The sequence below is a fragment of the Thainema salinarum CENA647 genome (genome assembly GCF_057732415.1).
Window position 1 is genome coordinate 13,533 of sequence record NZ_JBYJZJ010000029.1, and the last position, 24,604, is coordinate 38,136.

Below are 24,604 nucleotides of genomic sequence, written 5' to 3' on the forward strand. Positions count from 1 at the left end.
CCTTTTTAGTTCCTTAAAGCAATCATGTCCGTGTCCAATTCTGTTCCCATTGTTCTCGTTAATCAGCATCAACTGAGCAAACACTTTGCTGATCATCAAACCTGGATTAACCTTTCGCAATTTAAGGCTGACCCTGGCACGTTTTGTTTGCTTCCAGATGCCAATGGCGGAATTAAACAGGTATTAGCGGGGCGTGGTGACGCCTTAGATACCTGGACACTGGGCAATCTGGCAGCGAATTTGCCACCCGCTGATTACCATCTGGCTGATGATCTCAGTGCAGAAGAGGCTACGAAACTCTGCCTGGGCTGGCAGTTGGGCCAATACCAGTTTCTCAAATATAAAGAAAACGGCTCCAAACCAGCGGCAAACCTCACGTTTCCCGAATCGGCAGATCAGGACTACATTGAAGCGGCTACGGCAGCAACATACCTGGTACGGGACTTGATTAACACCCCAGCCAACGATATGGGGCCAGCCCAATTGGCGGACGCCGCATCTGCGATCGCAAAAGTCCACGGCGCAGAGTTTCAGGTGATCACGGGTGAGAACCTGCTCGATCAGCAATACCCCATGATCTACGCCGTTGGTAAGGCCAATGCTCAACCCCCTCGCCTAATTGACATCCGCTGGGGCAGCACTGACGCGCCTAAAATCACCCTCGTCGGCAAAGGCGTCTGCTTCGATACGGGTGGCCTAGATATCAAGCCCGCCGCTGGCATGAAGATGATGAAGAAAGATATGGGCGGTGCCGCACAGGTGCTCGGCCTAGCCAAGCTAATCATGCAGATGAAGCTGCCTGTGCGGCTGCGCGTTCTGATTCCCGCCGTCGAAAACAGCATCGCCGAAAACGCCATGCGCCCCTCCGATATACTGCAATCCCGCAAGGGCATTACCGTTGAAGTGGGCAACACCGACGCCGAAGGTCGCCTCGTCCTGGCCGATGCCCTCTGGGAAGCCAGCAGCGAATCCCCCCAGTTGCTGGTCGATTGCGCTACCCTCACCGGAGCCGCCCGCGTCGCCTTGGGTACAGAACTGCCCGCCTTTTTCTGCAACGATGCAGCCATCACTGAGCAGTTTGAACAGGTGGGACTACAGGTAGACGATCCACTCTGGCCCCTGCCGCTGCACGAACCCTACCGAGAAATGCTAAGTAGCAAAATCGCCGATATCAGCAATATCGGCAACGTATCCTACGGCGGAGCCATCACGGCAGCCCTGTTTCTGCGCGAGTTTGTGCAGCCATCAACTCCTTGGATTCACATTGACTTCATGGCCTGGAACCTGCGTAGCCTACCCGGTCGCCCCGAAGGCGGTGAAGCAATGGGCCTGCGTGCCCTATTTGAACTCATTCGCCGCAGGATAGGATAACGTTTCTCAAATAAATAACCAGAAGATAAGATGACATTCCTTAGAATTGTGAATTAAATAACCTGTAAACCGTTCCATTCGTAGGGACACGGCATTGCCGTGTCCCTACCCCAAAATTTCCACCTTATCCACGTTTCTTGACTAGATAACCCAAGATACCCATCCACCCATCCACCCCTCTACTCATCCACCCACCTACTCATCCATTCCATGACACTCTACGAAACCCTTCACCAAACCCAGCGGGAACGGGTCAGCACTGGCGAGACGCAGTCCATTCTCAGCGGTTGCGAGTCAGCCAGTCGCATTCTGGTTCTGATTTGGCCGCAGTTGGGCGATTTCGACAGCCTGGAATATGCCTGGTGGCTCCAGCGAGAAGCCGAGTGGATTAAGGCTCAGGGCATCACCATTCGCGCCGTTGGCATTGGCGATCGCACATCTGGCCAGCGGTTTTGTCAGTTCACGGGTTTTCCCACTGATCAGCTTTTTGTTGATCCCAAGGCTGAACTACACCAGCAGATTGACCTGTATGAAGGACTCTCCACCAAGCTGCCCGGACTCTCAGCACCGCAAAATGCGTGGCTGAACCTGATGCTTATGTGTGCAGGTATCGGTAGCCCCGGAACGCTCAAGGAAGTCCTGCGTGGCTACACGGGCGATCGGCAAGCTCCACAGCTCATCCCCGATGACCAAGCTGTCCGCACGGGTGTATTGCCGCCGATGAAAGGTTCCTTCTTTAAGTTCGCAGGCGGCAAGGGGTTCCAGCGCCCCTTTGAACTGGCCACCCTGCGCTTACGCAACATGGCCGAGGTGCTGGGCAACTGGTCAACCTATGTCCCCGACGCCAAGTACCTCACCCAGCGGGGAGCCACGTTTGTATTTGATGGTCAAGGGCAGTTGCTGTATGAATACCGCGATCCAGCGATTCTCGGGTTTGCAGAGAATAAGAGTGAGCCGCTGGCGTTTTTGAAAGGGCTATAGATTCAGTTGATTACATACAAGCAATGAGCACGACGTTGCTGTCAGCCGCCGATTTTTGAAAGAAGTCTACCAAAGATGGATACAAAACGCGGAGAAACTGAATTTCAGCCTCAACCTCCTCTTCATCCCAATCGCCACCACGTCCTAAAGGATAAATTCCTGCGTCGTTAAAGCTTTCAGCACTACATTTGGCTGTAAGAGCTTCTAAAGAAATCTCGCTTAATGCTTCAGCAACTAAAGCAACTTCATCAGGTTTCAGATAGCGCACCATGCCATACGTGCATTCAAACTGAGTCGGCGTTCCACCCATAACGACACTGCCGAGGGGAGGATCAGTGAATGCTTCATCGTCTAGCCCAGCATCGTCAGTTAAAAGATAGTGAATAACATGCCATGATTTTTCTAGACTAAACGGTGGTTCGTCTTCGAAAAACAACTGCATTACCTGGTAATCGTCTTTTAACTGCTCAAAGTCTTCAGGGGAAATTGCCTTGTAGTCAACTGTAATGCTCATCGTTTTTATATGCTTTGTATGTATCAGCAGCGCGATCTCAGATTGTAAAAACGAATATACTGCATCGACTTTGGTTCAGTTTCATCAGTGTGATCCGCTAATCTGGAATGGATCTGGAACAAACAACTATGAATAGGTTTTATCGTGGCTAGATTATCAGGCGACAATCCTTGCGTTCCGGCAACTATTGATAGTGGTTTATACTTATCGTTGATTTATATTAATCTGAGTCAGCTCGCACCAATTTGAGCTATTGCCTGTTTGGGATGGTGATTTTGGATGTGCGATTTTGGATGTTGGTTTGAGTTGTAGATGTGCGATCGCAGGATATGCCGGTGTTCTTGCTGCTGGGCATTTTGCTGCTGAACGACTGGAGCGCTCAAGTACCAATGGCGGCACTGGTCGCAGTGATGATTATGGTGTCAATCAGCACGTTTAACTGGGCTTCGATTCGCAACGTGCGGATTGTGCCCAAAAGCGAAACGGCGGTCATGGTGACAACGGTTGTGGTTACGATCGTGACTCACAACTTAGCCATTGGTGTGATTATAGGCGTAGCGCTGAGTGCCATCTTCTTCAGCCGCAAGATAGCAGCACTGATCTCGGTAGGTTCCAAGCTCTCTGGGGATGAGACGGCGCGAACTTACTTTGTGAATGGTCAAATTTTCTTCGTTTCCGTGGAGAACTTCATCAACTCGTTCGACTGCCGCGAAAAGCTGGAGCAGGTGACAATCGACCTCACCCACGCTCACCTCTGGGATCAGTCAGCAGTGGATGCTGTAGATAAGGTTGTCCTACGCATCCGCAAGCGGGGCGTTGCGGTTGACCTGATTGGCCTCAATGAAGCCAGTGCAACGCTACTGGATCGGCTGGCAATTCATCACAAGCCAGATGCGCTGGATAACGTGGGAATGCACTAAAGCTTGATTCACGTTGATTTTAACCAGAGCCAGTCCGTTTGGATTGGCTCTTTTTTATCGATAGTTGAGGTGCGATCGCACTTTTGCCCGTCGAGACCTCTTTTGTCTGCCTGCTTATCGGTTCTCGGCGTTAGCCAACTCGTCTTAACCGTTTGGGATAACCGGAGGGATGATTCATCTAGTGCTTGGATCTCGGATGAACCTATAAGCGTAGTGCCATACATTTGCCAATCAAGAATCATAAGAGACAAGTTGATAGCGGTATTTAAGCCATAATTTTTGGGTGTGTGGGCATTGCCCACACACCCAAAAATTATTACCTTTTGAGGACTCCCGACAAGTTTACCGCCGCATTGTGGTAGCAAACTCGTCTCTTGGAACTCTACAAACTTGATATCTATGAATGGCTAATCGATTGGATATTCTGAGACAAAATAGCGCCTCGAATCATAGCCTGCTTTAGATCAACGCCGCTCAAGTCTACGTTTTGAAGATTGGCTTGCGTCAGGTTTGTGTTCGTTAAAATTGCACCCGTTAAAACCGCATCTGTCAAGTTGGTGCGGCTAAGATTCGAGTTAGATAAATTAGCTTTAGCGAAATTAGAGCCCCTCAAATCAGCACCACTCAAATTGACGTTTCGTAAGTTAGCGCCAATGAAATTGAGATTGCGAAAATCTCGCTGGCCTGCTGCATAACGACTCAGCAGTTCTTTGGCATACATGGGTTTGGCAAGCATATGGATCAAAAATCAGTGATAACAGCTTCTATGGGTAGTCTTCTCAAACAATTCAAACCAGCATCCGCCGCCGCCGCGTGTCATATCGAGCTACGTAGCCAACTGAACTCGTGCGGAGATAAATAACGCTATCGATTAGATCAGAATATTCTTCAAGGGGTTGCTGAAATTCGATATTGTTGCGATCGCAACTGTCGCGATAAGCAGCGACAGCCTGATCGTATTTAGAAGCAGAATTGCTCATTAGGTACCTTTAATTGCAGCGTAGGTACCGCCCAGGTAGCAGACGCATGGCGCTCAAACTAACAGTACGCTACCTAGCTTTGATTTCCCTAACTCTAACACGCCCTTGAATTTTACACAGACCAATCGAGCCATCTAAAGATTCTCTTCCAAACCTGCTTTGATGAAGACCAGTTCTACAAACCAACGCTACAGATGAGATCAGTGCTGAGTGATCAAGCTGAGTGATCAAGCTGAGTGATCAATATGCCTGACTCTCGCCTTACTCTTTCGAGCGCCCAGTACTGAGTGTTGAGGTGTAGCCATAATCTAGAGCATCGGTATCAGAACGTGCAGGTTGGCTTATTTGACGAGGGTGCTGACAATGATGGTTAAGGTTGCAGTAGCGATTAGGCCAAAGGCCAGATTGACGACCTGCGTAGACTCCTTCTGATAGGTATCGACTCGGATATTAGTTTGGGCTAGTTCCTGTTTCAGGCCATCAACTTCAGTTTTGAGTCCATCAACATCTGTTTTGAGTCCATTAACGTCAGTGGTTAATCGCTCTAGTTGCTCTAGGACGGTTGTTTGGAATTGATCAGAAGTGTCGCTGGCTTGCATGGTGATGTGCGATCGCAGATCTTGGATAGTTTTATTGTAGGTCAAGGATTATCTGCGATAGGGAAACGGGGCGCGTTTCAGGCAAGCCAGCGAAACGCACGGCGCAGTTCAGCCGTGCCGTTTTGCTCGTACCAGCGACCGTGAGCCAGGATCACTTTTTCCGGTTGCCACTGTAGGATTTGCTGCAAGCATTGACGAGCTTGAGCCTTGCGGCCCCAGAAGGTGAAACGCAGATCAATTGGGGCTTTGCCGTCTGGATCAACGCTGCCTGACAGCTTCATCAGCCAGCGAAACGGGTAAGCGACTTTACTGGCTTCAAAGTTTTCAATCAAATCAGCCAGGATGAGCGTGTTGCTCGAACGGTGAAAAAAGACGACTTCATCCATAAAGCGACTGCCGCGAAAGATAAGCTGGTCGAGCTGTTCAGCCCACTGGGGTGGCGGTTCATCAGTCAGGTCAGCATCGAACGAGACGGCAATGTTCTGCCGCGCAGCTCGCTCTCGCACCCCAGGTGATGCCCAAGCAGTCGCTTTTGGATAGGCTTCTGCCCACGCACCAATGTGGGCATAGTGAATCTTATTGGGCGAAACCAGATGCCGGACTGAACCAATTGCGTCGATCTGCGCCTTCAGTTCCGGCGTCAGTTCAGTGGGAGAGTGGCACCACAGCTCGTTGTTGTCCAGTCGCACGATGGTCATGCGGGTGGAAAAGGGAATCGTCGTACCGTACATGGCCATGCTGACCACTGGCCCGTCTACAATCCAAATATTCTCGTCAACGGGTTTGAGTGTGTTGATGGGTTCATAAAGTGCGATCGCATCTGTATTCATACTCGTGTACCTGATCGCCATAACATCCTAGTCCGCGCTTATTCCGCACTGACTTCGCACTGACACAGTAGCCTGCGATCGCAGATGCGGAGTGGGGATAATTGCATTGTAGGGCAAGCACAATCCTGTTGCTTTAGAGTTGCTTTAGAGCGTTCCTGGGCACTTCTAGGCATTCATCAGCAACTCGGTTAGTCACGTAAGAGGGAAATATGATCAGACGTCTTCTAAAAGCCATTGGTCTGACATTCGATTTACCGGATGTGTTAATTAGCATTGTGGTGGTGCTGCTGAGTTTGATCCTCTTGCTCGCCGTACTTTGGAGCATTTCTCTATCGCGGTCAAAGTGGCTCCATCTGACACAGCCCCTCGCTCAGCAATGGGGTCTAGTGGAACCGTTAGAAGCGATTCGGACAGTTGTGTATCCCTATCGGATTTGGTTAGCCATCGTTGTCATTACCACCCTGGTCGATTTAGTCGTATTGTCCTATCCAATTCCGCTCTGGTTAGCTTGGCTGGAAATTGGCTTAAGTTTTGTGCTAGCCGTCAGTGCCGCTGTTTTAGGATTCAAGCTGTTTGACAAATTATTCGATGCCTATCTGTTGGGCGCAACGCTAGAAGACGGGAGCCAAATCAACACGGAACTGCTGACTCTAGGAAAGTTCGTTGCTAAAGCGGTAATTGTGCTGATGATGGTGTTCTGCTTTGCTCAGGCGCATCAATATAACCTAGTGGGATTATTTGCCAGTCTGGGAGTCGGTGGCTTTGCGATCGCATTTGGATCGCAGAAAATTATTGAGCAAATCCTCTGGAGCATCGTGCTGTATATTGATCGGCCCTTTACCGTTGGCGATCATATCCATCTGCCGGATCGGACACTGGGTAAAGTGGAGTCTACGGGCTGGCGATCAACCAAAATTCGCTTGTCTGGTAAAAATACACTGATGGTCGTACCCAACAGTAACCTGGCTCAGGTTAGTATTGAGAACTTAACCAACGCCCAGCGGGTGATTTCTATGGTGACGCTGACGTTTTTCCGATCGATGTCGAGTGAAGAACAGGCTTTAATTGAGCAACTGCTGTTGGACAGCACGCGCGATATTTTGGGCATCGACCATCAGCTAACCCAGGTTAATTTTGAAACCCTCAGTAGCCCATCGGGGCAACCGTACGTTCAGGCTCAGGTGATCTTTTTTATTCTGGGCGCGACTGCAACGTCAATGGAACTACGCAAAGGATTGTTGGAAATGGCGCGGGAGAATATTATGAAGCAGCTACAGATGTACGACGTTAGTTTTGACCTTAAAGAAAGCAGTATTGACGTCAATCAACCGATGAATGTTTAGGCTCGGCGCGATAGATAAGCAATGGTGCAGCTCGACCCGGAAATCCTGAACTATGTCTTGGAGCTGATGGCAAGGCTAGGGTTGTTTTCATTGGCTGTCGCCATCTCTCCCTTCGTTGGTCGATGGCTGCTTAATCTAATCAAGCGGGGCCTGAAGCTGCTGGAACGCCGCAACCTTATCGATAGTCACATCGCTTATGAAAAGCTAATTCGCACCTATCGAACATCCCTTACGCTGATTGGGGCGTTTTTATTCATTGCTGTTGCCCTTAATCTGCTCATCCAGTATGAAGACCTCTATAGTTTTTTGGGCGTTTTTGTTTACACCACGCTATCTATCGGTCTGGCTTGGTTCGCGTTGAGGCTGGCTCGGCAGTTTATCCATCAAGCGGTGATCAGCCTGGTCAATCGCTGGTTTGGGGAAGTCAATGAAGTCGTCTTGATTGTTGAGACTCTTGTCTATGTGCTGATTGTTGTGTTGGCGATCATCATTTTTGCGATCGGTCTACGGGTCAATCTGGTTGCGCTGGCCGCGAGCGTTGGTCTGAGCGGCGTTGCGATCGCATTTGCGGCTCAGCAAACCCTTGAGCGACTGTTTGGCACATTGGAACTGTATCTGGATCGTCCATATGTCTCCGGTGAGTATATTCGCGTCAACTTCAATCCCTATGGTGAAGATGTCTATGGTTTAGTGGAAGCCATCGGTTTACGCTCCACCAAAATTCGGATTGTGGCCCAAAATACGATGATGATTGTGCCGAATTCGACAATGGCTAGTAAAAACATCGAAAATGTCAGTCGCGGTAAAAAGACGATGGCCATGTTGTGTCTCGACTTTTCCAGGCCGCTGCGGCTTGATGAGCAGGCATTGGTGACGCGGACGATTGAGCAGGAAAGCCGACTGTTCTGGGGGTTTGATAAGACCAGTACGCGAGTTCAATATGGCACGACTGATGATGTGGAAAATCCGGCAACGCGGGCGCGGGTGTTTTTCTTTATTTCCAGCCCGTCCCAGAATTCTTTAGAATTGCGAAAACGACTCCTTGAGTTGGCAAATTCTGCGATCGCGCAAAAGTTAGCGGCTCAAAACCTGAACTTTGTGGTTCCAGAACCGACCGTCTACATTGATTCCCCCATGACGCTTTGATGCCTAATGTGATATCAAATCCGTGTATAAGAACCCATTCATTTTCCGCAAAATGCTTGTGGAGCAAGCATTTTGCGGAAAATGAATGATGGGGTTTCAACCGGATTTCATATTAGTACCTAGTATGAGTGCCCAGTATAAATCCCAACCATCGCTGTTTGCTGACGATCATGAATACTCCACCTCCGTCTGAACCCAGTTTCAATCAGCCCAATGCCCAAAACCGAGACGATATCCTGATCAGCCTCCAAGAGCAGCAGCACAATCTCAAGCTTAGTGTGGAGGAACTCCAGAAGCGCACTAATCAAATGCGGGGGTTAGTGCAAACGCTGATTACTGGGCTCGTGATTTCGGTTGTGCTGGCGATCGGGATTACCGGATGGTTTGCTTACCGCTTACTGGTGCAGGAGCAGATTGTCCAGCGAGAGACGACGCAGGCGGCTGAAGCGAATGCCGAATTGCTAGAACAGTTGGAGACAGTTGAGACTCAGCTACAGCGCCAGCAGGAGCAGCTAAAAACTTTGCGAGATACGGTTCCAGATGAGCTGGCTACGCTAAATGATACGATTCAATCCCAGCAGCGGCGGTTAGAACTGCTGCAAGACCAAATTCAGCAAATGGAAACCCCAGCAGACGCTCCAGAGGAAGATAGTTGATGTTTGGGAATTTTCGATAGGCTACTCCCCTATATTCATTTTTCTCTCTTTGAACGATGACGCGCTCCCTTGACGACTGCACCAATCACCGCTACGGCTGGTGCTTCAAACCCAGTTTCCTCTACCTGCTGCACGATTGAGCCAAGCGTGCCCAGTAGCTCCTGCTGATCGGGACGGGTGCCCCAGCGAATTAGCGCAATTGGCGTATCGGTGGCGAGGCCAGCGTTAATCAGCTCCTCAGTGATGTGGGGCAGATTGTGGACGCCCATGTAGACCACAATCGTTTCCGAACCATGTGCGATCGCACTCCAGTTGACTTGTGGACGATATTTACCAGCGGACTCATGCCCAGTGACAAAGGTAACGGAAGAACTGTAGGAACGATGGGTTACGGGAATGCCGATATAGGCAGGAGCTGCAATCCCAGCCGTGATTCCTGGTACCACTTCGACGGGCACTCCAGCCTGCACCAAATCTTCCATTTCTTCGCCGCCCCGGCCAAACACAAAGGGATCGCCCCCCTTCAACCGCACGACAATAGCATTGGACTGAGCTTTTTCAATTAAGATTTGCGTCGTGGTTGCTTGCGGTAAAGAATGCCGACCCCGTCGCTTGCCTGCGTGAATCTGTTCGGCATTCGGGTTAATCATCGCCAAAATTTCGGGGCTGACCAGCGCATCGTAGACAACGACATCGGCATGCTCCAGTAGCGTTTTGCCCTTCAAGGTGAATAACCCTGGATCGCCAGGGCCAGCACCAACTAAGTAAACTTTGCCGAGGGGGGTGGATGAACTCATACAGGATACGAATGGCCTACGAATTGCAGAATAATCAAGAAAGTTGTTTTTGAAGCCGGAGTTGCACTAGATGCGATCGCATCGCACGTTAAAGCGACTGATCGAACAAGCACACTATTCTAACCTTTCATCCAACCTCTAGTGTATTGAACATAGATGCATTCAAATGTAAATACAGACACGGCAGCCAAGCTGAATAACAGGACATGCTGACAGTGGGTGAATGGCTTGCCATAGTCCTAACGTTAGGAAAAACAGATCTTAATTTTGGTTAACATAGATACAAAATAGCCGATATTATGCGATTTTTGCATGTCTGGTATGGACTAATCGCATTTAGCGCGAATGGTGACCGCAAATTGCGCACCGATCAGGCAGAGATCGCGGATTTACGTGGATTTGCAACGTAGACGATACGGCGCTAAAACGATGGCATTGGCTAGACTGCTTGTGTCGTCAAATGTCGTCGTTTACGTTGTCTCATGGGACTTCTCCTCTACTCGCTGATTGCCCTGCTGCCCATTGCGACGGTCTTTTTGCTGTTAGTTGTGGCGCGGCGACCAGCGGGGCAAGCCATGCCCATTGCTTATTTGGTAACCGTTGTTATTGCGCTACTGATCTGGCAAGTTCCGCTTGTCGAAGTGGCCGCCGCCAGTATTCAGGGATTAGTGGCCGCCGCTGAAATTCTCTACATTGTGTTTGGCGCTATCCTGCTGCTGAATACGCTGCAAGAATCCGGTGCGATCGCATCTATTCGCCAGAGTCTGCTAGGTATCTCCCGCGATCGGCGGGTGCAGGTATTAATCATTGCCTGGCTGTTTGGCAGCTTTATCGAAGGCGCATCCGGCTTCGGGACGCCTGCGGTGATCACCGTGCCGCTGCTAGTGGCGATTGGCTTTCCGGCAATGGCTGCTGTGATGGCTGCTTTGATTATCCAAAGTACGCCCTCCACCTTTGGCGCAGTCGGCACACCGATCATTATTGGTATTGATACCGGATTACAAGGTGTACCCACCGTTGAGCAGCAGCTTGGCGATTTGGGACTCACTCAGCCGCAGTATCTAGAGGCGATTAGCCAATGGGCTGGCCTGTTTCACGGCATCATCGGCACCTTTTTGCCCCTGGTGCTAGTCATGGTGATTACGGCAGGATTTGGGGTACGGCAGTCTTGGCGAGACGGTTTAGCCGCCTGGAAATTTGCCCTGTTTGCGGGGCTGGCGTTTACGATTCCCTACACGCTGACGGCGGTCTTCCTGGGGCCGGAATTCCCGACTCTGATTGGTGGTCTGGTTGGACTCGGCATCGTCATTCCCAGCGCCAAGCGGGGGTTTCTTGTGCCCAAGCAAACCTGGGATTTTCCACCGCCCGATCAATGGTCAGATAGCTGGTCGAATCAAGCAGAATTACCCAATGAACAACCTCATAAACTGTTAAATCAACAATCAGCAGAAACATCTCAATCGAGCTGTGATGTCCGGTTTCAGCTAGCTCCCACATCCGAACGCCGACCTCAAACGATGCCTGCTCTACTGGCCTGGTTGCCCTACATCTTGCTTGGCGCAATTTTGATGTTGACTCGGTTTGAATTTTTGCCCATTCGAGACTGGCTCCAAGCTGCCACACTGAGCTGGAGCAACGTTCTAGGCACGGACGTGACAGTTTCCACTAGGCCGCTCTATCTGCCGCCAACTGTGTTTCTGATCGTAGTGGCAATTACCTTTTTCATCCACCGGATGAAGCTAGCCTCAATGCAGCGAGCCGTGGGGCTAGCGGTACCGATGCTGCAAAAGACGACCTTGGCTTTGGGAGCCGCAGTGCTGATGGCGCGAGTCTTCATCAATACAGGCGTGAATGAGTCGGGCTTAGTCAGTATGCCCTTGACTCTCGCAGACGGCATGGCTGCATTAGCGGGTCAGCTCTGGCCGCTGTTTGCTCCCTGTGTTGGCTTAGTAGGTTCCTTCGTTGCGGGCAGCGTCACTGTCAGCAACCTGATGTTTTCCCTGTTTCAGTTTGGAGTAGCGCTCCAGATTGGCGTGTCCACTGCCGTTGTGCTGGGACTACAGTGCGTTGGAGCATCGGCAGGCAACATCATCTGTGTCTCCAATATCGTGGCGGCAGAGGCAACGGTTGGCCTGATCGGTCGCGAAGGCTTACTGATTCGGCGGCTGTTGTTGCCTACGTTGTATTACATTGTCCTGGCGGGAATTCTGGGATTGTTGGCTCTGCAATTCACGATATAAAGCCAAACATTGGTAAACCCATATGAATATCAATCGGGCAACGCTCCGAAAAGTGCTGATTGGCGAATTCACCTGGAAGCGATGGGTGCGATCGCTGTTGTTCATCTACACGTTTTTTGCGCTTTACGTCTATTTTCGGGCCGACAGCATGATTTTTCTGCCCCAGCCCGCCAGCTACTCGGATACGGAAGAGATTCTGAAAGTCCCTGTCAATGAGACAGAAGAGATTTCGGCAGTTTATTTACCAAACGCACAAGCCACCTATACGCTGCTCTATATTCACGGCAACGCGGAAGACTTGGGCCACATTCGTCCCATTCTCGATCAACTGCATAGCTGGGGCTTCAGCGTCTTTGCCTACGACTATCGGGGATATGGCACCAGTGATGGCAAACCCGATGAGCGTCGCGCCTATCAGGATGCGGATGCTGCTTACACCTACCTGACGCAACAACTCAACATTCCATCGGAGCAAATTATCGTCTACGGTCGCTCTGTGGGTGGTGGGTCAGCAACGGAACTCGCGACTCGATATCCCACAGCCGGATTAATCCTAGAAAGTACCTTTACTTCGGCGTTTCGCGTTGTTGTACCTTTTCCTCTACTGCCATTCGATAAGTTTGCCAATCTGCGCAAGTTGGATGACGTTGATCAGCCCGTTCTGATTATGCACGGAGAGGTCGATCAAACCATCCCCTTTAAGCATGGTCAAACGCTCTATGAATCGGCTCCACAGCCCAAAGCTTTTCTCTGGATTGCAGAGGCTGGGCACGACGATTTTGCCTGGGTTGCAGGCGATCAGCTTAAGCAAGCGCTGATGTCGTTTCAAGAGCTGATCGAAATGCAGGATTGAATAATTTTCAGCCACCGTAGGATGCATTAGCCGTAATGCATCCTACAAGATATGGGTATTATTAGTTTCCTACTTCTTAAAAGATCTTTTGAATAACAATTAATATTTATTAATCTACTACCTTAAAAGGTATTTTTCTCTTCAAGAAACTTTTGGTAAAAAAAATATACAAAGAAATAAGGTGATTAAGTATAAACTTGATCTTGAAAATTGTAATTTAATCTGACTGCCAGGTTTTAGAGTCAAGATCGCTAGAAGGCGATTGACATAAGCTTTTCACGGAAATATGACTTTGGATCTCGATGATGAAACTCATATTACAAGATGAGTAGAAAAAACGTTGTTTTATATCTTGGTGAAGCTATAGGAGACATTAATTCTACTCGCGTTTTAGAGATCTATTAAATTCGTTTTTGATTGTCAATCTCTGCTAAATGATACGTTCAAAATTAGCTTAAACATATCGATGTTCCCCAAAGGTGAATCCTGAGAATTCGCGTAAGTTTACATATCTTTCAAAACCAATTATCTTGGTAGCTAGTCTCGTACGTTGCCCAAACAGCAAAAGAGCGCTTTTGTCGGCGAAATTGTCTCTTGAGAGATTAATTTGCGCGACGCAGCTACGAGTAGGGCTAGAGTTTTGAGTGCGGTTTAATCAGACCAATTGAGATGCGCTATGTGTGTTCCGTTAGTGCAAATTCCTTCTATCGTCCATAGCTTCTCGCCGCTCATTTCTACGTCCTTATGAATCGACTTGTTACAGCTTGGACGGGTGCCAGTCTGGGTGTTCGTCTTGGAATCGCGTTTGGCAGTATTACTATCCTGCTGTCCGCCATCTTAGGTCGGATCTCCGGCAACTTAGCTGAAGAGCAAATCAAGCAGGATATTGGTCAGGATTTGACCCAAATTGCTCAGCAGATGGCAGGTAGTTTAGATCAGAATCTATTTGAGCGATATCGCGAAATTCAGATTATTGCAGGATTAGAACCGTTTCGTAATCCGCAAACTCCCGATGCCGAGATACAGGCTATTCTTGATACGTTGCAGCGTACTTATTCAATCTATGCCTGGATTGGCTTTGCAGATCAGCAGGGTACTGTACAAGCCAGCACGCAAGGAATTCTAGAAGGCGTTAGCGTTGCCCAGAGAGATTGGTTTGTGCAAGCTCAGGAACAGCCGTTTGTGGGGGATGTGCATGAAGCCGTACTGCTGGCGGAACTGCTGCCCAATCCCACCGAGACTCCGCTGCGATTTGTTGATGTGGCCAGCCCGGTGCGCGATGCTGACGGCAACTTTCAGGGCGTACTGGGGGCTCACCTGAGCTGGGCTTGGGCTGAAGACGTGAAGACGACGCTGCTCAATATGCCAGATGCTGAAGACAAGGACATTTTGGTTGTCGATCAGTTTGGCACGGTGTTACTTGGGTCGGAGCGGTGGCAAGGACAAACGCTGGAACTGGAAAGCCTGCGTCTAGCGGGTGTTGCAGATTCGGGCTACACGGTTGAACGCTGGCCAGATGGCAACACCTATCTGGTTGGTTTTGTTGAGAGCCAGGGATACCTGACCTATTCTGGCTTGGGCTGGACGATTTTAGTGTATGAGCCTGCAGCCATCGCATTTAGTCCGGCTCGGACGCTGTATTGGCAAATTCTGATTGGTGGCGTGGTGCTGGGTAGTGGCTTTGCGGTCATTGGCTGGTTGGCGGCTAGTCTGATCACCAAACCACTGCTGAAGATTGCGATCGCAGCCGATCAAATCCGAGCAGGCAACCGTCAAGCCAAACTGCCCAAAACGAGCGGACGGAGCGAAATTACTCGCTTATCCCGCGCGTTAAATCAACTGCTGACGAATCTCCTCAATCAAGAACAAGAACTCCAAATCGCCAATGCCAATCTGGAAGCCCAGCTCGAAACCCTGCGGCAGACGGAACAGTCTCTACAGCGCGATCGCAAACAGCTCCAGCAAATTGTGGACGGCATCGAAGATCCCCTGCTGCTGCGCGAGATCAACACTGGCAAAATGATTTTTTGCAATGCAGGGTATAAGCGGCTGTATAGCGATCCAGATACAGACTACACAACTCCAGACACGTGGCTACAGTATGTGCATCCCAATGATCGAGACTGGGTGGCGCAAAAGATTGACCTTGAGGTTCAAGGTATTTCGTTTATCAATGAGGAGTATCGAACTGTCGATGTCAATGGTAGCGTCCGCTGGATTTGGGATCGCTCTTTCCCAATTCGAGATGAGACGGGAAGGGTGTATCGCTATGTCGTGATCAAGCGAGACATTACCGATCTGAAACGCTCGCATGAGATGCTGCAAAGCCTGATGGAGGGCACAGCAGCCGTCACGGGCCGAGCATTTTTTGAAAAGCTGGTGCAGTATTTAGCGGTTGCCTTGGATGCCGATTACGTCTTTGTGGCCGAGCGGATTGGAGCTGAGCCATCTAGATCTCAACCATCAGACTCTGAGCAAGCTGGAGAACGATTACAGACCATCGCGTTTTGGGCGCAAGGGCGGCTCCGACCCAATATTGCCTATCGTCCCGATAACACGCCCTGTGCGGTTGTGCTGCGAGAGGGCAGATACTGCTGTAATCATCAGGTATCCCAGGTGTTTGCGGATAATCTTTACCTGCCGCAGCTAGAAGCCGAAAGCTACGCGGGGGTAGCCCTGATCAACGCTGCCGGAGACGTGTTAGGAACACTCAGCGCAATTAGTAAAAAGCCATTGTGCGATCGCGCTGACTACATGACGATTTTGCAGATTTTTGCCAACCGAGCAACGGCTGAATTGGAGCGGCGATATTCCCAAATTGCTCTTCAAGAAAGCGAAACTCGCTTTCGCTTACTGGCCGAAAACGTCAAAGACTTAGTCTGTCTGCACGATGTATCCGGTCGATTTCTCTATCTCAGCCCGTCCTGTCAGTCCCTCCTTGGATTTGAGCCGGGTGAGCTGATTAGCAGTCATCCCTATCGCTACTGCCATCCTGATGATCGCGCATTGGTGCGGCTACAGCTCAAGCACTCGGCCAGCGGCGATCGTTCCGATCCTCTGGTTTATCGATGCCGCCAAAAGGACGGCAGCTATATCTGGCTAGAAACCTTGATTAAGGTCATTCCAGCTTCTGCCAATGCTCCGGCCTACATCCAAACCAGTTCCCGCAACATCACCGACAAAGTTTTGGCCCAGCAGCAGCTTGAGCACGGTGCCACCCACGACAGCCTGACCGGACTGCCGAATCGAGCTTTGCTGCTAGAGCGGCTGGATCTGGCCATTGAGCGGGCAAAGCGCCATGCCGATTTTTACTTTGCGGTGCTGTTCGTTGATTTAGATCGGTTCAAGATTATCAACGACAGCTTGGGCCATTCGATGGGTGATCAGCTATTGCGGATTGTGGCCCAGAAGCTAGAGCAGATGACGCGCGACATTGATTTGTCGGCACGGATTGGTAGCGATGAATTTGTCCTGCTGCTGGAAGACATTGAGGGCTTGAAGACGGCAGTGCAAGCGGCTGAGCAAATTGTGACTGAATTCAAAACGGCGATACCGCTGGCTCAGCAAAATGTGGTGATTGGCGCGAGCGTGGGCATTGTCTTGGGCACGGCTGAACATACAGACGGACTTGACCTGCTCCGGAATGCCGATATCGCTATGTATTCAGCCAAGCATCCAGGCGGATCGCGCTACGCCATTTTCAATCAGGAAATGTATGGGCAAGCACTCCAGCGGCTGGAATTGGAGCATGAGCTACGGCAGGCGTTAGAGCGAGAGGAATTTACACTCCGCTATCAGCCCATTATGACCCTTTCGACTGGCAAGCTAGCTGGCTTTGAGGCACTCGTTCGCTGGCAGCATCCCAAAAAAGGGTTTATTTCCCCAGTCGACTTTATCCCGATTGCCGAAGATACGGGTCTAATTGTGCAACTCGGAGCCTGGGTTTTACGGGAAGCCTGTCGTCAAATGGCGCAGTGGCAGGCCCAGTTTCCGGCAGCGGCAGACCTCAAGATCAGCGTCAATCTGTCGATGAAGCAGCTCAAGGAACCCGAACTGGTGGCTCAAGTAGAGCAGATTTTGCAGGAAACGGGGCTAGCGGGACGCTGTCTAGCCTTGGAAATCACCGAAAGCATGTTTATGGAAGACATTAAAGCGATTAACCAGCGACTGCAAACGCTGAACAGCCTTGCGATTCAAATTAGTATTGATGATTTTGGTACTGGGTTTTCGTCTTTGAGCTATCTGCATTCTCTGTCGGTTGATAATCTCAAGATTGACCGCTCGTTTGTCAGCAATCTATTCAAGAGTCAGCGCAATCTCAGCATTGCCAAAACGATTGTTCGACTGTCGCGCCAGCTTGGTCTAAAAGCGATTGCAGAAGGGATCGAAACACCAGAACAGCTCCAGCAGCTCAAATCATTTGGCTGCGACATGGGCCAAGGCTATTTATTCAACGCCCCTGTAACTTGCGAAGTAGCCGAAACGCTGATCGCTGAAATACATAACGCATCTCATGTTGAGGGCTGCACTGACAGCGGAACAAATGATTGAGTAGCATGTCTGTAATACCTAAACGTTATAAAAGCGGTGACTATGGATCTTCTCATTGCGTCCGTGTTGGCAAGTGCGATCGCACCTGCACCATCTGAACTGCCTGCACCATCTGCATCATCCAATCAACCTGTCGAAACGATAACCGTTGAATCTCTTGGGGTCCATTCCCCGCCGCTCTGCGGCGTAAGATCTAAGAATGAGTGAGTACATCCACAAGAGTCATAACGTAACAGTTTTGCTATACCACTTAGTGTTTCCAGCAAAGTATCGACGGGTTGTGTTTGATGAGCAAGTAGATGCGGTTCTGCGAGAGGTCTGCCTCGAAATCGAGAAACGCTACGAGGTGAAGTTTGTCGAAATTGGAGTGGACAAAGACCATGTCCATTTTCTAGTGCAGTCCGTGCCGACCTATAGTGTGACCAAACTGGTAACGATGCTGAAAAGTTTAACTGCACGAGAAGTCTTCAAACGATGCCCTCAAGTGAAGCAGAAACTTTGGGGAGGCGAGTTTTGGAGTGATGGATATTTTGCGAGTACAGTAGGCCGCCACGGGGATGAAGGAATGATCGCCAAATATGTTCAAGCCCAAGGCAAAGATTACCTCAAATTGCATCGGGATAATCAACTTGCTCTTTTTTGATTCTGATACCCCGTCCGCTTGCGGCGGGGTATTTCATTCAGCCGAATCAACTGAAACCACCACTCCTGACACTACATCCCAACGATCTGAACCGACCGTTAATCCCAGCCGAGTCACCTGTCCTCCAGGCCAATTTGCCTCAGCCTTTTCCGATGTGTATCCCACCGATTGGGCTTATCAAGCTGTCAACAACTTAGCCAGCACACCACAACAGTGCTTTGATCTGCCGAATCAAGCATCCGGTGATTTTCCCAATGATTGGACACTGTAAACAACGGTCACTTGAGCAATTGGGCACTATAAGCGATCGCAGTTTTTGGAATTTCTCTAAACCTTTGCGAATCTGTATTTCATCAGCTTGTAGAAGGATAAGGACACCTATCCTTCTTGCACATGAAAAGTCTGAGCCGATACCGTTTTTCTAAACTGTGGCTATAGATTAATTTTTAGCACTCAGTCCTCAGTTCTCAGCCCTCAGCCCTAAACTCATTTGTAGCGCTGATGTATAAAACTGGTATTTAAGGACTTGTGCAAGATGGATTTAGTTTGTGGGTAGTTTAAACACAGGCCGCAATTCTCTCACTATTCTTTATCCGGTGATACCGATGAGCCAACGATCTCAAGCCGACGCGATTATTCGTTCCCATGTGCTGTGGGCAATGGGTGGTGGACTGATCCCGATTCCGCTGGTTGATTTTGCCGCTGTCACCGCCATTCAACTGGAAATGCTTCAGCAGCTTGCCCAGCTTTACGGCGTCAACTACAACCGCAGTATGGGTAAAGCCTTTGTCTCTGCCCTCACGGGTACGACGCTGGCTCGCATTGGTGCAAGCTTCATCAAGGCGATTCCGGGCGTTGGCACCTTGATCGGTGGAGCCTCGATGGCCATTACATCTGGAGCCTCTACCTATGCGGTTGGCCAGGTCGCCATCAGCCACTTTTCCAGCGGTGGTTCGCTCAGCAACTTTGTGGAAGAACAGGTGCAGTCGGCGTATGAATCGGCATTTGAGCGCGGCAAGAGCTATGTGTCTGATCTAGAGAACGAACAGGGCGATCAGGCTGCCGATATTTATCAAGCGCTGGCCAAACTCGGTCAGTTGCGAGATCAAGGCATTTTAACTGAAGAAGAGTTTTTGACGAAGAAACAGGAGCTTTTATCTCGCTTGTAACAGTCACAAGTTGCGCTAAACTTCAAAGTAGGCAGATTTCCATCGTGGAGTGATCTGCCTACTCTCATCTTTTTTTAAATGTGTCTAAGAAAACAATGTACAAATTATTTGTTTTATTTTTTAGCTCGAACATACAGTACTTTATTCACTTCTTTGACCTCAAAAATATCTTTCATCTCCTTTACTAAAAGAGAAAGCTTTTTGAATCCATAAGTACGAGAATCAAAATCAGGTTGAAGCTTATTTAAATAGCTACCAAAAGTTCCAAGATTTGCCCATCCATCATCATCACCTGACTGCTCCAAAGCATCCAAAACAAACTGTTTTGGGAAAGCTATTTGTGAACTAGAAGAGTTGTTCTGAGAAGAGTGGATTAAAGAATTCTGTAGCTCATTTGTTTTTTCTGAAATATGTAAATTTTCGCAAGCTGAAGGGCGTAGCAATTCTGTAAAAATAAATTTATGGCAAGCATTCCTGAAAGATTCCGGCGTTTTTTGTTCTCCAAATCCTAGTATAGTGAGACCTTCTTCTCTAATACGCATCGCGAGACCAGTGAAGTCACTATCGCTTGTAACTAAACAAAATCCATCAAATTTTCGTGTATATAACAAATCCATAGCATCAATAATTAGTGTGCTATCTGTTGCATTCTTTCCAGTAGTATACGCAAACTGTTGGACAGGCTTAATTGCATGTTTCTGTAACACTTTTTTCCAAGATGAACTTGCTTGAGTGGTGAAATCCCCATATATGCGTTTAACAGTTGCTTCCCCAAAACGTGCAATTTCAGCAAGAAGTCCTTCAATTACAGCAGCTTGAGCATTATCAGCGTCGATTAAAACGGCTAAGCGAAGTGTAGGTTCTTCGGACTCAATCTTCGCTACCAGCCTAGGAGATGTCATATCTTGCCTCTTTTATTAGCACTTAGAGTTTACACACTTAGAGTGCCCTCAGATTATTCGCAGTTCATCACAAACAAGGTTTTAGACTAAATACTCTTAGAAATTAAGTGCATTTACAACCTGTTCATCCGATAAACCTTCAGCAGCACTTTGGTGGGCAATGAATGACTGCTGGCGATTTCACTTTAGTTTTTGTCAATCCCAAAGTGATTAGCAAATAACTCAATCACTGCCGCATCCGCTTTCCCCTTCTCCAATGGTGCCTGAACCTTCTCACCTAGCTAGCCAATCATCACATCTTTAGACGAAGACGGTACAATTTTGTCCTAAATTTTCCCATTTGTGTCTCTTGAGCGAAGTCAACTCAACACCAAAGCACTGTGTCTGGATAGCGCAAGTTAATCTAGTCTGTGCTGCTGCGAGTTGAAAACGTAAACGCTGGCTATGCATCATCTGATCTTCTAACTTCAGTAGATCACAAACTAACGGAAGAATAGGCATTTCATACCAAAACAATATGAAGCCAAGCATTTTCATGAGCTGAAAGCATTGAATCACAAGCTTTCCAGGCTTTAAGTTATGCTCATCTTCATGGCGGATTGGTATCAGCCAACTTCATTCTCCAATTGCCTTGAAGATGGCCAAGGCTGAATAAGTAGCTCAGCTCCCAGAGAGCTTATTCAATAGGGCTTTCAAGAGTTTCCTCCATTTTGTGAGATGACTGCTAGGCAAGGCTTTCAAAGATCTTTGTGATTTACTAAACTTAGTAATAATGGCATCTCACGTTGTTTCCACTCTTATTTTATGGATCACGCCAGAATCGTGGGAGTCGAAAAGTTTGACTGGGAATAACCTCATGTGCCATTGCACTTAGTTCCTAAACTCTCCACTGTACAGAATAGACAGAAAGCTCTGCTGGCAACTGTTCTTAGTTTTGGTTTTACCATGATGGGCTGTAGTTTGAGTGGATTTGAGAGCGCACAAGGATTACAAATGGGTAAAGCCGCTAAACCACTCTTTGCTCAAAAATAGGAAGAAGACTGAGAAAAACCCTTGGAACAATGGCGGCAAGAGCTCAACATTTCACTTGTTCATCCCCGAAATCAGTAACACCTAATTTATACCGTCTATAGCAAAGAGAGGCACTTTGGCCCCGCATTGCGGCAGCAAAATGCCTCTATGAATTGACAACGGAAGTAAAAGCTGGGAGCCCCCTTGCCTGAGGAAGAGGAGTTCGGAGTAAGGGCTAAAGCTGTGCCATCAAACAAACGTTGTCTACGACTGCTCTGGCGCAGCGGGCTGAGAGCTTTGCACAATCTGATCAATTTCAGCTCGCGCCTCGTCAAATTCAGACTGCTGACCTGCCACCAAAATGTTGTAGTAGGCATCAGGACTGTCTACTCCAGTTGCCAATACAGCCACGGGATAGCCAGAAAATTTGCCTCGGCCTTCATACTGAACAGCAGTCAGGCCGCTGATAGCCGTCAAGCTGGTAGGGTTCACGGTGCCTTCGCTGCCAGTCATGGCTTTCGCTGCACTGACGACTCCTCCATTGAGCACTGAAGGATCAACCAGTTCCAGGCCATTCACTTTTGGAAATGCCTGAATCGCGATTTGCAGATCTCCCCGCCGATTCTGAAGTTTCAGCACCATGTTCTGCGAAACATCACCGTCGTTGAGCTGAGCAGTTTCCCAGCTATCCGAAACCGTGATTTGAACTGAACCGTCTTGGCTAACCATTGCAACGGGTTCTACCGTTTGCGTTTCAGCCTGGACATCACCTGCAGATCCCCCTGGCTGGGACAGTGACGTACAGCCACTAACAGCAAACGAAAAACCTAACAGAGCTGCAACCAGAAATTGAGATTTCATGATTTACCTCGCAAATTGAGAGTGGTGAATGACAAATAATTAGAAGCTGATAATTGATAAGCTGACTGCCGAGTTTTAGCTAAGGGGAATCACAGTTGCATTTTGCGGACTAGCGTTCTTACCTCTCAGTGCAAAATCACGATGCACTTTGATGCAGTGTGACAATGTAGTTTTGTGAAGCGAGTCAAGCAATAACTTGTTCAATATCTCATTCAATAGCGCATTTGCTGATCGCCCGAAACCACTAATTTTACTGCGATCGCAAATCCTAGCATCGTCACTGACATCGCCACTGACATCGTCAACAGATGTGCGATCGCTAGCGATGAATTAAGACACAATCTTGCCCTTGGTGGGTGATTTTCAATCCCGGTTGCCGGAAATTCCCCCGTTCACCTCGAAGAAAGAACTAGAGTGGTTGCGATAGCGTAAACACATACGGAAAGCAATCGGCTCAAATTGTACAAAGTCCGGTTAAAACCCAATGGTTTATTTTTTGTAAAAGGCTAGCTCAGCCCGTCTTTCACAAAAAACTAAATCAAAAAATAAATTGGGTTCTTGTACACGGACTTAATATTACTTGTCCTTCTCATCGGGATTCAGATCTTATGGTAAGCCCCCAAAAATCCGCATCGGCCTCAGACAACGCACCAAACAATACTACTGACAACGCTCAAACCCCCGTTTCCCCGGCTCAGGGCACGAATACCACTCCATCAGCTCCCGCCGAGTCTCCAGCTCGTCCCAGTTCTGGTTCGCATACCAGGATGACTGAAGTTGCATCACGCTATGAATGGGACGCAACGCCAGAATATCCAACGGTTCAGGATGCCCTTGCTATTGTGACGAAACTGCCGGACAGCAGCGAAGTTGTCGGTTATCCGGTTCTATCCAGTCCCGATGCTGAGATCAAGCTGTTCCAGGTCAAAATTAGCGGCGATCCGTTTGTGCAAACTGACCTAGCTCGCCTCATCCGTCCCGGTGACATTGCGATCGCAGTTTGCGGCTACTATCCCGATCTGCATGAGAACGAAATTCCCCACAAGCGCAACATCGGTCACGCAGGTCTAGCGGTCGGTGTTGAGAAAGACGGCAAAGCGGGCGTGATGACGATTAACAATCCGCAGGGCTATTTCAGTGGTGGCTTTAATAACTCTGGCTACGGCAGCTTCTTCTTTGAAAAAATCGAGTTTCCCGCCGAACTGAGTGACGCGGAAAAGCAAGCCTACTGCAAGAACATCCTGACCATGACTGCGATCGCAAATAGCTATATCCCATTTGCGGAAGAAAATTTCAACGGTCAAGACCCGCTCGGTATCCACAACGTAGACAAAATCAAGCAGGCGGGTGAAAAGCTGATTCTGGCAGTTTACGGTGATGAAGCGGCAATTGAATGGCTGAAGCGCAGCGAGAACACAGCTTATTGTGCTGAACTGGTCAGTGCTGGCATCAACATCGGCACCAACACCATCCTCAACAAAGCCTACATTAATCAGCTTCAGCAGCGCCTTGGCGCAGACCGCTATCCGAATCTGTACGAAGTCGTGCGCGAGAAGATTGAATCCGGCGCAGTTCTACAGAACAACGGCAATCCCAACGCAAAGTACATCCCCTTGACGATGGTCGATGAGAGCGTTGACCTCAAGCCAATTACCGAACGCTGTCCCAATGCCGACCAATCCGGTACAGGCTTAGCGTTCATGTACTATGACTTTACCGACATCGCCTACGCTTCTATCCGCGATACCTATCCACGCCGGGATCTAGCTGGCTTGACCGGAGATGAACTAGCAGCGGGCAAGGAATACAATGCCAAGGTTGCCCAGGTGCAGATCCATGCCTTCAAGGAAGCGGCTAAGAAGTTTAAGGAACTGGCCGGAGTCAGCCCCCAGGTAGCAGCCGCATTTGATCAGTATGTTGAAGGTGCGGTCATTCCTGCTCTGAGCAAGGTGTATCCGTCCCAAGCGGAACGCGATGCAGTCATGGCTGAACTGGTGGAGCAAGGACGGCAGTTTACGCCCACTGGCCCCGATGGTGAAGGCATGTTTATTCCGCCGGATCTCTATCTGCGACCCACAACAGGCTGGGCCAAAGTGAAAAACATTGGTGTTGCTTTCTTCCCTGATAATGTGAAGCGGATTGGGTAATACTGATTCGCCAAATTAAAACTACACATAATCTCGGTAGACAAGGGGCTTAAGCCCCTTGTTCTGTAGCCCAATTTTGAAGAAACATAT

Annotated in this window: 24 protein-coding genes; 14 read left to right on the forward strand and 10 right to left on the reverse strand. The window is 49.0% G+C overall.

From position 1 onward, the window contains the following. Nucleotides 1-30 precede the first annotated feature (30 nt). Both AC286M_RS35885 and AC286M_RS35890 read left to right on the forward strand, forming a co-directional pair. Nucleotides 31-1,371, forward strand: a complete 1,341-nt coding sequence (locus AC286M_RS35885) for a leucyl aminopeptidase family protein (protein ID WP_488209006.1) — start codon at nucleotides 31-33, stop codon at nucleotides 1,369-1,371. Between the two features lie 210 nt (nucleotides 1,372-1,581). Continuing rightward, the gene (locus AC286M_RS35890; protein ID WP_488209007.1) at nucleotides 1,582-2,352 is read left to right on the forward strand and encodes a peroxiredoxin-like family protein; all 771 of its coding nucleotides are present in this window, start codon (nucleotides 1,582-1,584) and stop codon (nucleotides 2,350-2,352) included. 10 nt (nucleotides 2,353-2,362) lie between these two features. Here the strand turns inward: AC286M_RS35890 and AC286M_RS35895 are convergent, their stop codons facing one another. After that, nucleotides 2,363-2,866, reverse strand: coding sequence for a YfbM family protein (locus AC286M_RS35895; RefSeq protein ID WP_488209008.1), 504 nt, complete (start codon nucleotides 2,864-2,866; stop codon nucleotides 2,363-2,365). A gap of 314 nt (nucleotides 2,867-3,180) precedes the next feature. Between AC286M_RS35895 and AC286M_RS35900 the strand changes: the two genes are divergently transcribed. Beyond that, nucleotides 3,181-3,786, forward strand: a complete 606-nt coding sequence (locus tag AC286M_RS35900) for an STAS domain-containing protein (protein WP_488209009.1) — start codon at nucleotides 3,181-3,183, stop codon at nucleotides 3,784-3,786. Between the two features lie 8 nt (nucleotides 3,787-3,794). On the opposite strand, the gene AC286M_RS35905 is transcribed toward AC286M_RS35900, so the two are convergent. The 5 genes from AC286M_RS35905 to AC286M_RS35925 all read right to left on the reverse strand — a co-directional run bounded on the left by AC286M_RS35905 (nucleotide 3,795) and on the right by AC286M_RS35925 (nucleotide 6,216). Beyond that, entirely contained in the window at nucleotides 3,795-4,028 is a 234-nt protein-coding gene (locus AC286M_RS35905; RefSeq protein WP_488209010.1) for a hypothetical protein, read from the reverse strand. 155 nt (nucleotides 4,029-4,183) lie between these two features. Continuing rightward, a complete protein-coding gene (locus tag AC286M_RS35910) occupies nucleotides 4,184-4,522 on the reverse strand; it encodes a pentapeptide repeat-containing protein (RefSeq protein ID WP_488209011.1) in 339 nt (112 codons plus the stop codon). Nucleotides 4,523-4,574: 52 nt separating this feature from the next. Next, a complete protein-coding gene (locus tag AC286M_RS35915; protein ID WP_488209012.1) occupies nucleotides 4,575-4,766 on the reverse strand; it encodes a hypothetical protein in 192 nt (63 codons plus the stop codon). A gap of 341 nt (nucleotides 4,767-5,107) precedes the next feature. Further along, nucleotides 5,108-5,410, reverse strand: a complete 303-nt coding sequence (locus AC286M_RS35920) for a ssr2422 family thylakoid membrane protein (protein WP_488209013.1) — start codon at nucleotides 5,408-5,410, stop codon at nucleotides 5,108-5,110. A gap of 32 nt (nucleotides 5,411-5,442) precedes the next feature. Beyond that, nucleotides 5,443-6,216 (reverse strand): DUF4336 domain-containing protein, encoded by a 774-nt coding sequence (locus AC286M_RS35925; protein WP_488209014.1) that lies wholly within the window; start codon nucleotides 6,214-6,216, stop codon nucleotides 5,443-5,445. A 188-nt stretch (nucleotides 6,217-6,404) separates the two neighbouring features. Between AC286M_RS35925 and AC286M_RS35930 the strand changes: the two genes are divergently transcribed. The 3 genes from AC286M_RS35930 (at nucleotide 6,405) to AC286M_RS35940 (ending at nucleotide 9,340) form a co-directional block, all read left to right on the forward strand. After that, nucleotides 6,405-7,538 (forward strand): mechanosensitive ion channel family protein, encoded by a 1,134-nt coding sequence (locus AC286M_RS35930; RefSeq protein ID WP_488209015.1) that lies wholly within the window; start codon nucleotides 6,405-6,407, stop codon nucleotides 7,536-7,538. 21 nt (nucleotides 7,539-7,559) lie between these two features. Then, nucleotides 7,560-8,684 (forward strand): mechanosensitive ion channel family protein, encoded by a 1,125-nt coding sequence (locus AC286M_RS35935; protein ID WP_488209016.1) that lies wholly within the window; start codon nucleotides 7,560-7,562, stop codon nucleotides 8,682-8,684. A 170-nt stretch (nucleotides 8,685-8,854) separates the two neighbouring features. Further along, nucleotides 8,855-9,340 carry a hypothetical protein gene (locus AC286M_RS35940; RefSeq protein WP_488202585.1) on the forward strand — a complete coding sequence of 162 codons (486 nt, stop codon included), beginning with the start codon at nucleotides 8,855-8,857 and terminating at the stop codon, nucleotides 9,338-9,340. A 35-nt stretch (nucleotides 9,341-9,375) separates the two neighbouring features. Here the strand turns inward: AC286M_RS35940 and cobA are convergent, their stop codons facing one another. Next, nucleotides 9,376-10,137, reverse strand: coding sequence for a uroporphyrinogen-III C-methyltransferase (cobA, locus tag AC286M_RS35945; protein ID WP_488202586.1), 762 nt, complete (start codon nucleotides 10,135-10,137; stop codon nucleotides 9,376-9,378). A gap of 482 nt (nucleotides 10,138-10,619) precedes the next feature. Between cobA and AC286M_RS35950 the strand changes: the two genes are divergently transcribed. From AC286M_RS35950 to AC286M_RS35980, 7 genes are all read left to right on the forward strand, one after another. After that, on the forward strand, nucleotides 10,620-12,377 hold the full coding sequence (locus tag AC286M_RS35950) for an L-lactate permease (protein ID WP_488202587.1): 1,758 nt from the start codon (nucleotides 10,620-10,622) through the stop codon (nucleotides 12,375-12,377). A 22-nt stretch (nucleotides 12,378-12,399) separates the two neighbouring features. Further along, on the forward strand, nucleotides 12,400-13,230 hold the full coding sequence (locus AC286M_RS35955) for an alpha/beta hydrolase (protein ID WP_488202588.1): 831 nt from the start codon (nucleotides 12,400-12,402) through the stop codon (nucleotides 13,228-13,230). A 744-nt stretch (nucleotides 13,231-13,974) separates the two neighbouring features. Continuing rightward, entirely contained in the window at nucleotides 13,975-17,781 is a 3,807-nt protein-coding gene (locus tag AC286M_RS35960; protein WP_488202589.1) for an EAL domain-containing protein, read from the forward strand. A gap of 42 nt (nucleotides 17,782-17,823) precedes the next feature. Next, nucleotides 17,824-17,988: a hypothetical protein gene (locus AC286M_RS35965; RefSeq protein ID WP_488202761.1), complete on the forward strand. Its 165-nt coding sequence runs from the start codon at nucleotides 17,824-17,826 to the stop codon at nucleotides 17,986-17,988. Further along, nucleotides 17,981-18,424, forward strand: coding sequence for an IS200/IS605 family transposase (tnpA, locus tag AC286M_RS35970; RefSeq protein WP_488202591.1), 444 nt, complete (start codon nucleotides 17,981-17,983; stop codon nucleotides 18,422-18,424). The genes AC286M_RS35965 and tnpA overlap by 8 nt, the downstream gene beginning before the upstream one ends. Continuing rightward, on the forward strand, nucleotides 18,411-18,695 hold the full coding sequence (locus tag AC286M_RS35975; RefSeq protein ID WP_488202592.1) for a hypothetical protein: 285 nt from the start codon (nucleotides 18,411-18,413) through the stop codon (nucleotides 18,693-18,695). Before tnpA ends, AC286M_RS35975 begins: the two co-directional genes overlap by 14 nt. A 334-nt stretch (nucleotides 18,696-19,029) precedes the next feature. After that, nucleotides 19,030-19,593, forward strand: coding sequence for a DUF697 domain-containing protein (locus tag AC286M_RS35980; protein WP_488202593.1), 564 nt, complete (start codon nucleotides 19,030-19,032; stop codon nucleotides 19,591-19,593). 113 nt (nucleotides 19,594-19,706) lie between these two features. On the opposite strand, the gene AC286M_RS35985 is transcribed toward AC286M_RS35980, so the two are convergent. The 3 genes from AC286M_RS35985 to AC286M_RS35995 form a co-directional block, all read right to left on the reverse strand. Then, nucleotides 19,707-20,495 (reverse strand): NYN domain-containing protein, encoded by a 789-nt coding sequence (locus AC286M_RS35985; RefSeq protein WP_488202594.1) that lies wholly within the window; start codon nucleotides 20,493-20,495, stop codon nucleotides 19,707-19,709. Between the two features lie 1,275 nt (nucleotides 20,496-21,770). Next, complete coding sequence (locus AC286M_RS35990; RefSeq protein WP_488202595.1) at nucleotides 21,771-22,367, reverse strand: hypothetical protein; 597 nt, start codon at nucleotides 22,365-22,367, stop codon at nucleotides 21,771-21,773. Nucleotides 22,368-22,579: 212 nt separating this feature from the next. Then, on the reverse strand, nucleotides 22,580-22,708 hold the full coding sequence (locus AC286M_RS35995) for a hypothetical protein (RefSeq protein ID WP_488202596.1): 129 nt from the start codon (nucleotides 22,706-22,708) through the stop codon (nucleotides 22,580-22,582). Between the two features lie 267 nt (nucleotides 22,709-22,975). On the opposite strand from AC286M_RS35995, the gene AC286M_RS36000 reads away from it, so the two are divergent. Further along, complete coding sequence (locus AC286M_RS36000) at nucleotides 22,976-24,514, forward strand: hypothetical protein (protein WP_488202597.1); 1,539 nt, start codon at nucleotides 22,976-22,978, stop codon at nucleotides 24,512-24,514. Nucleotides 24,515-24,604: the final 90 nt, after the last annotated feature.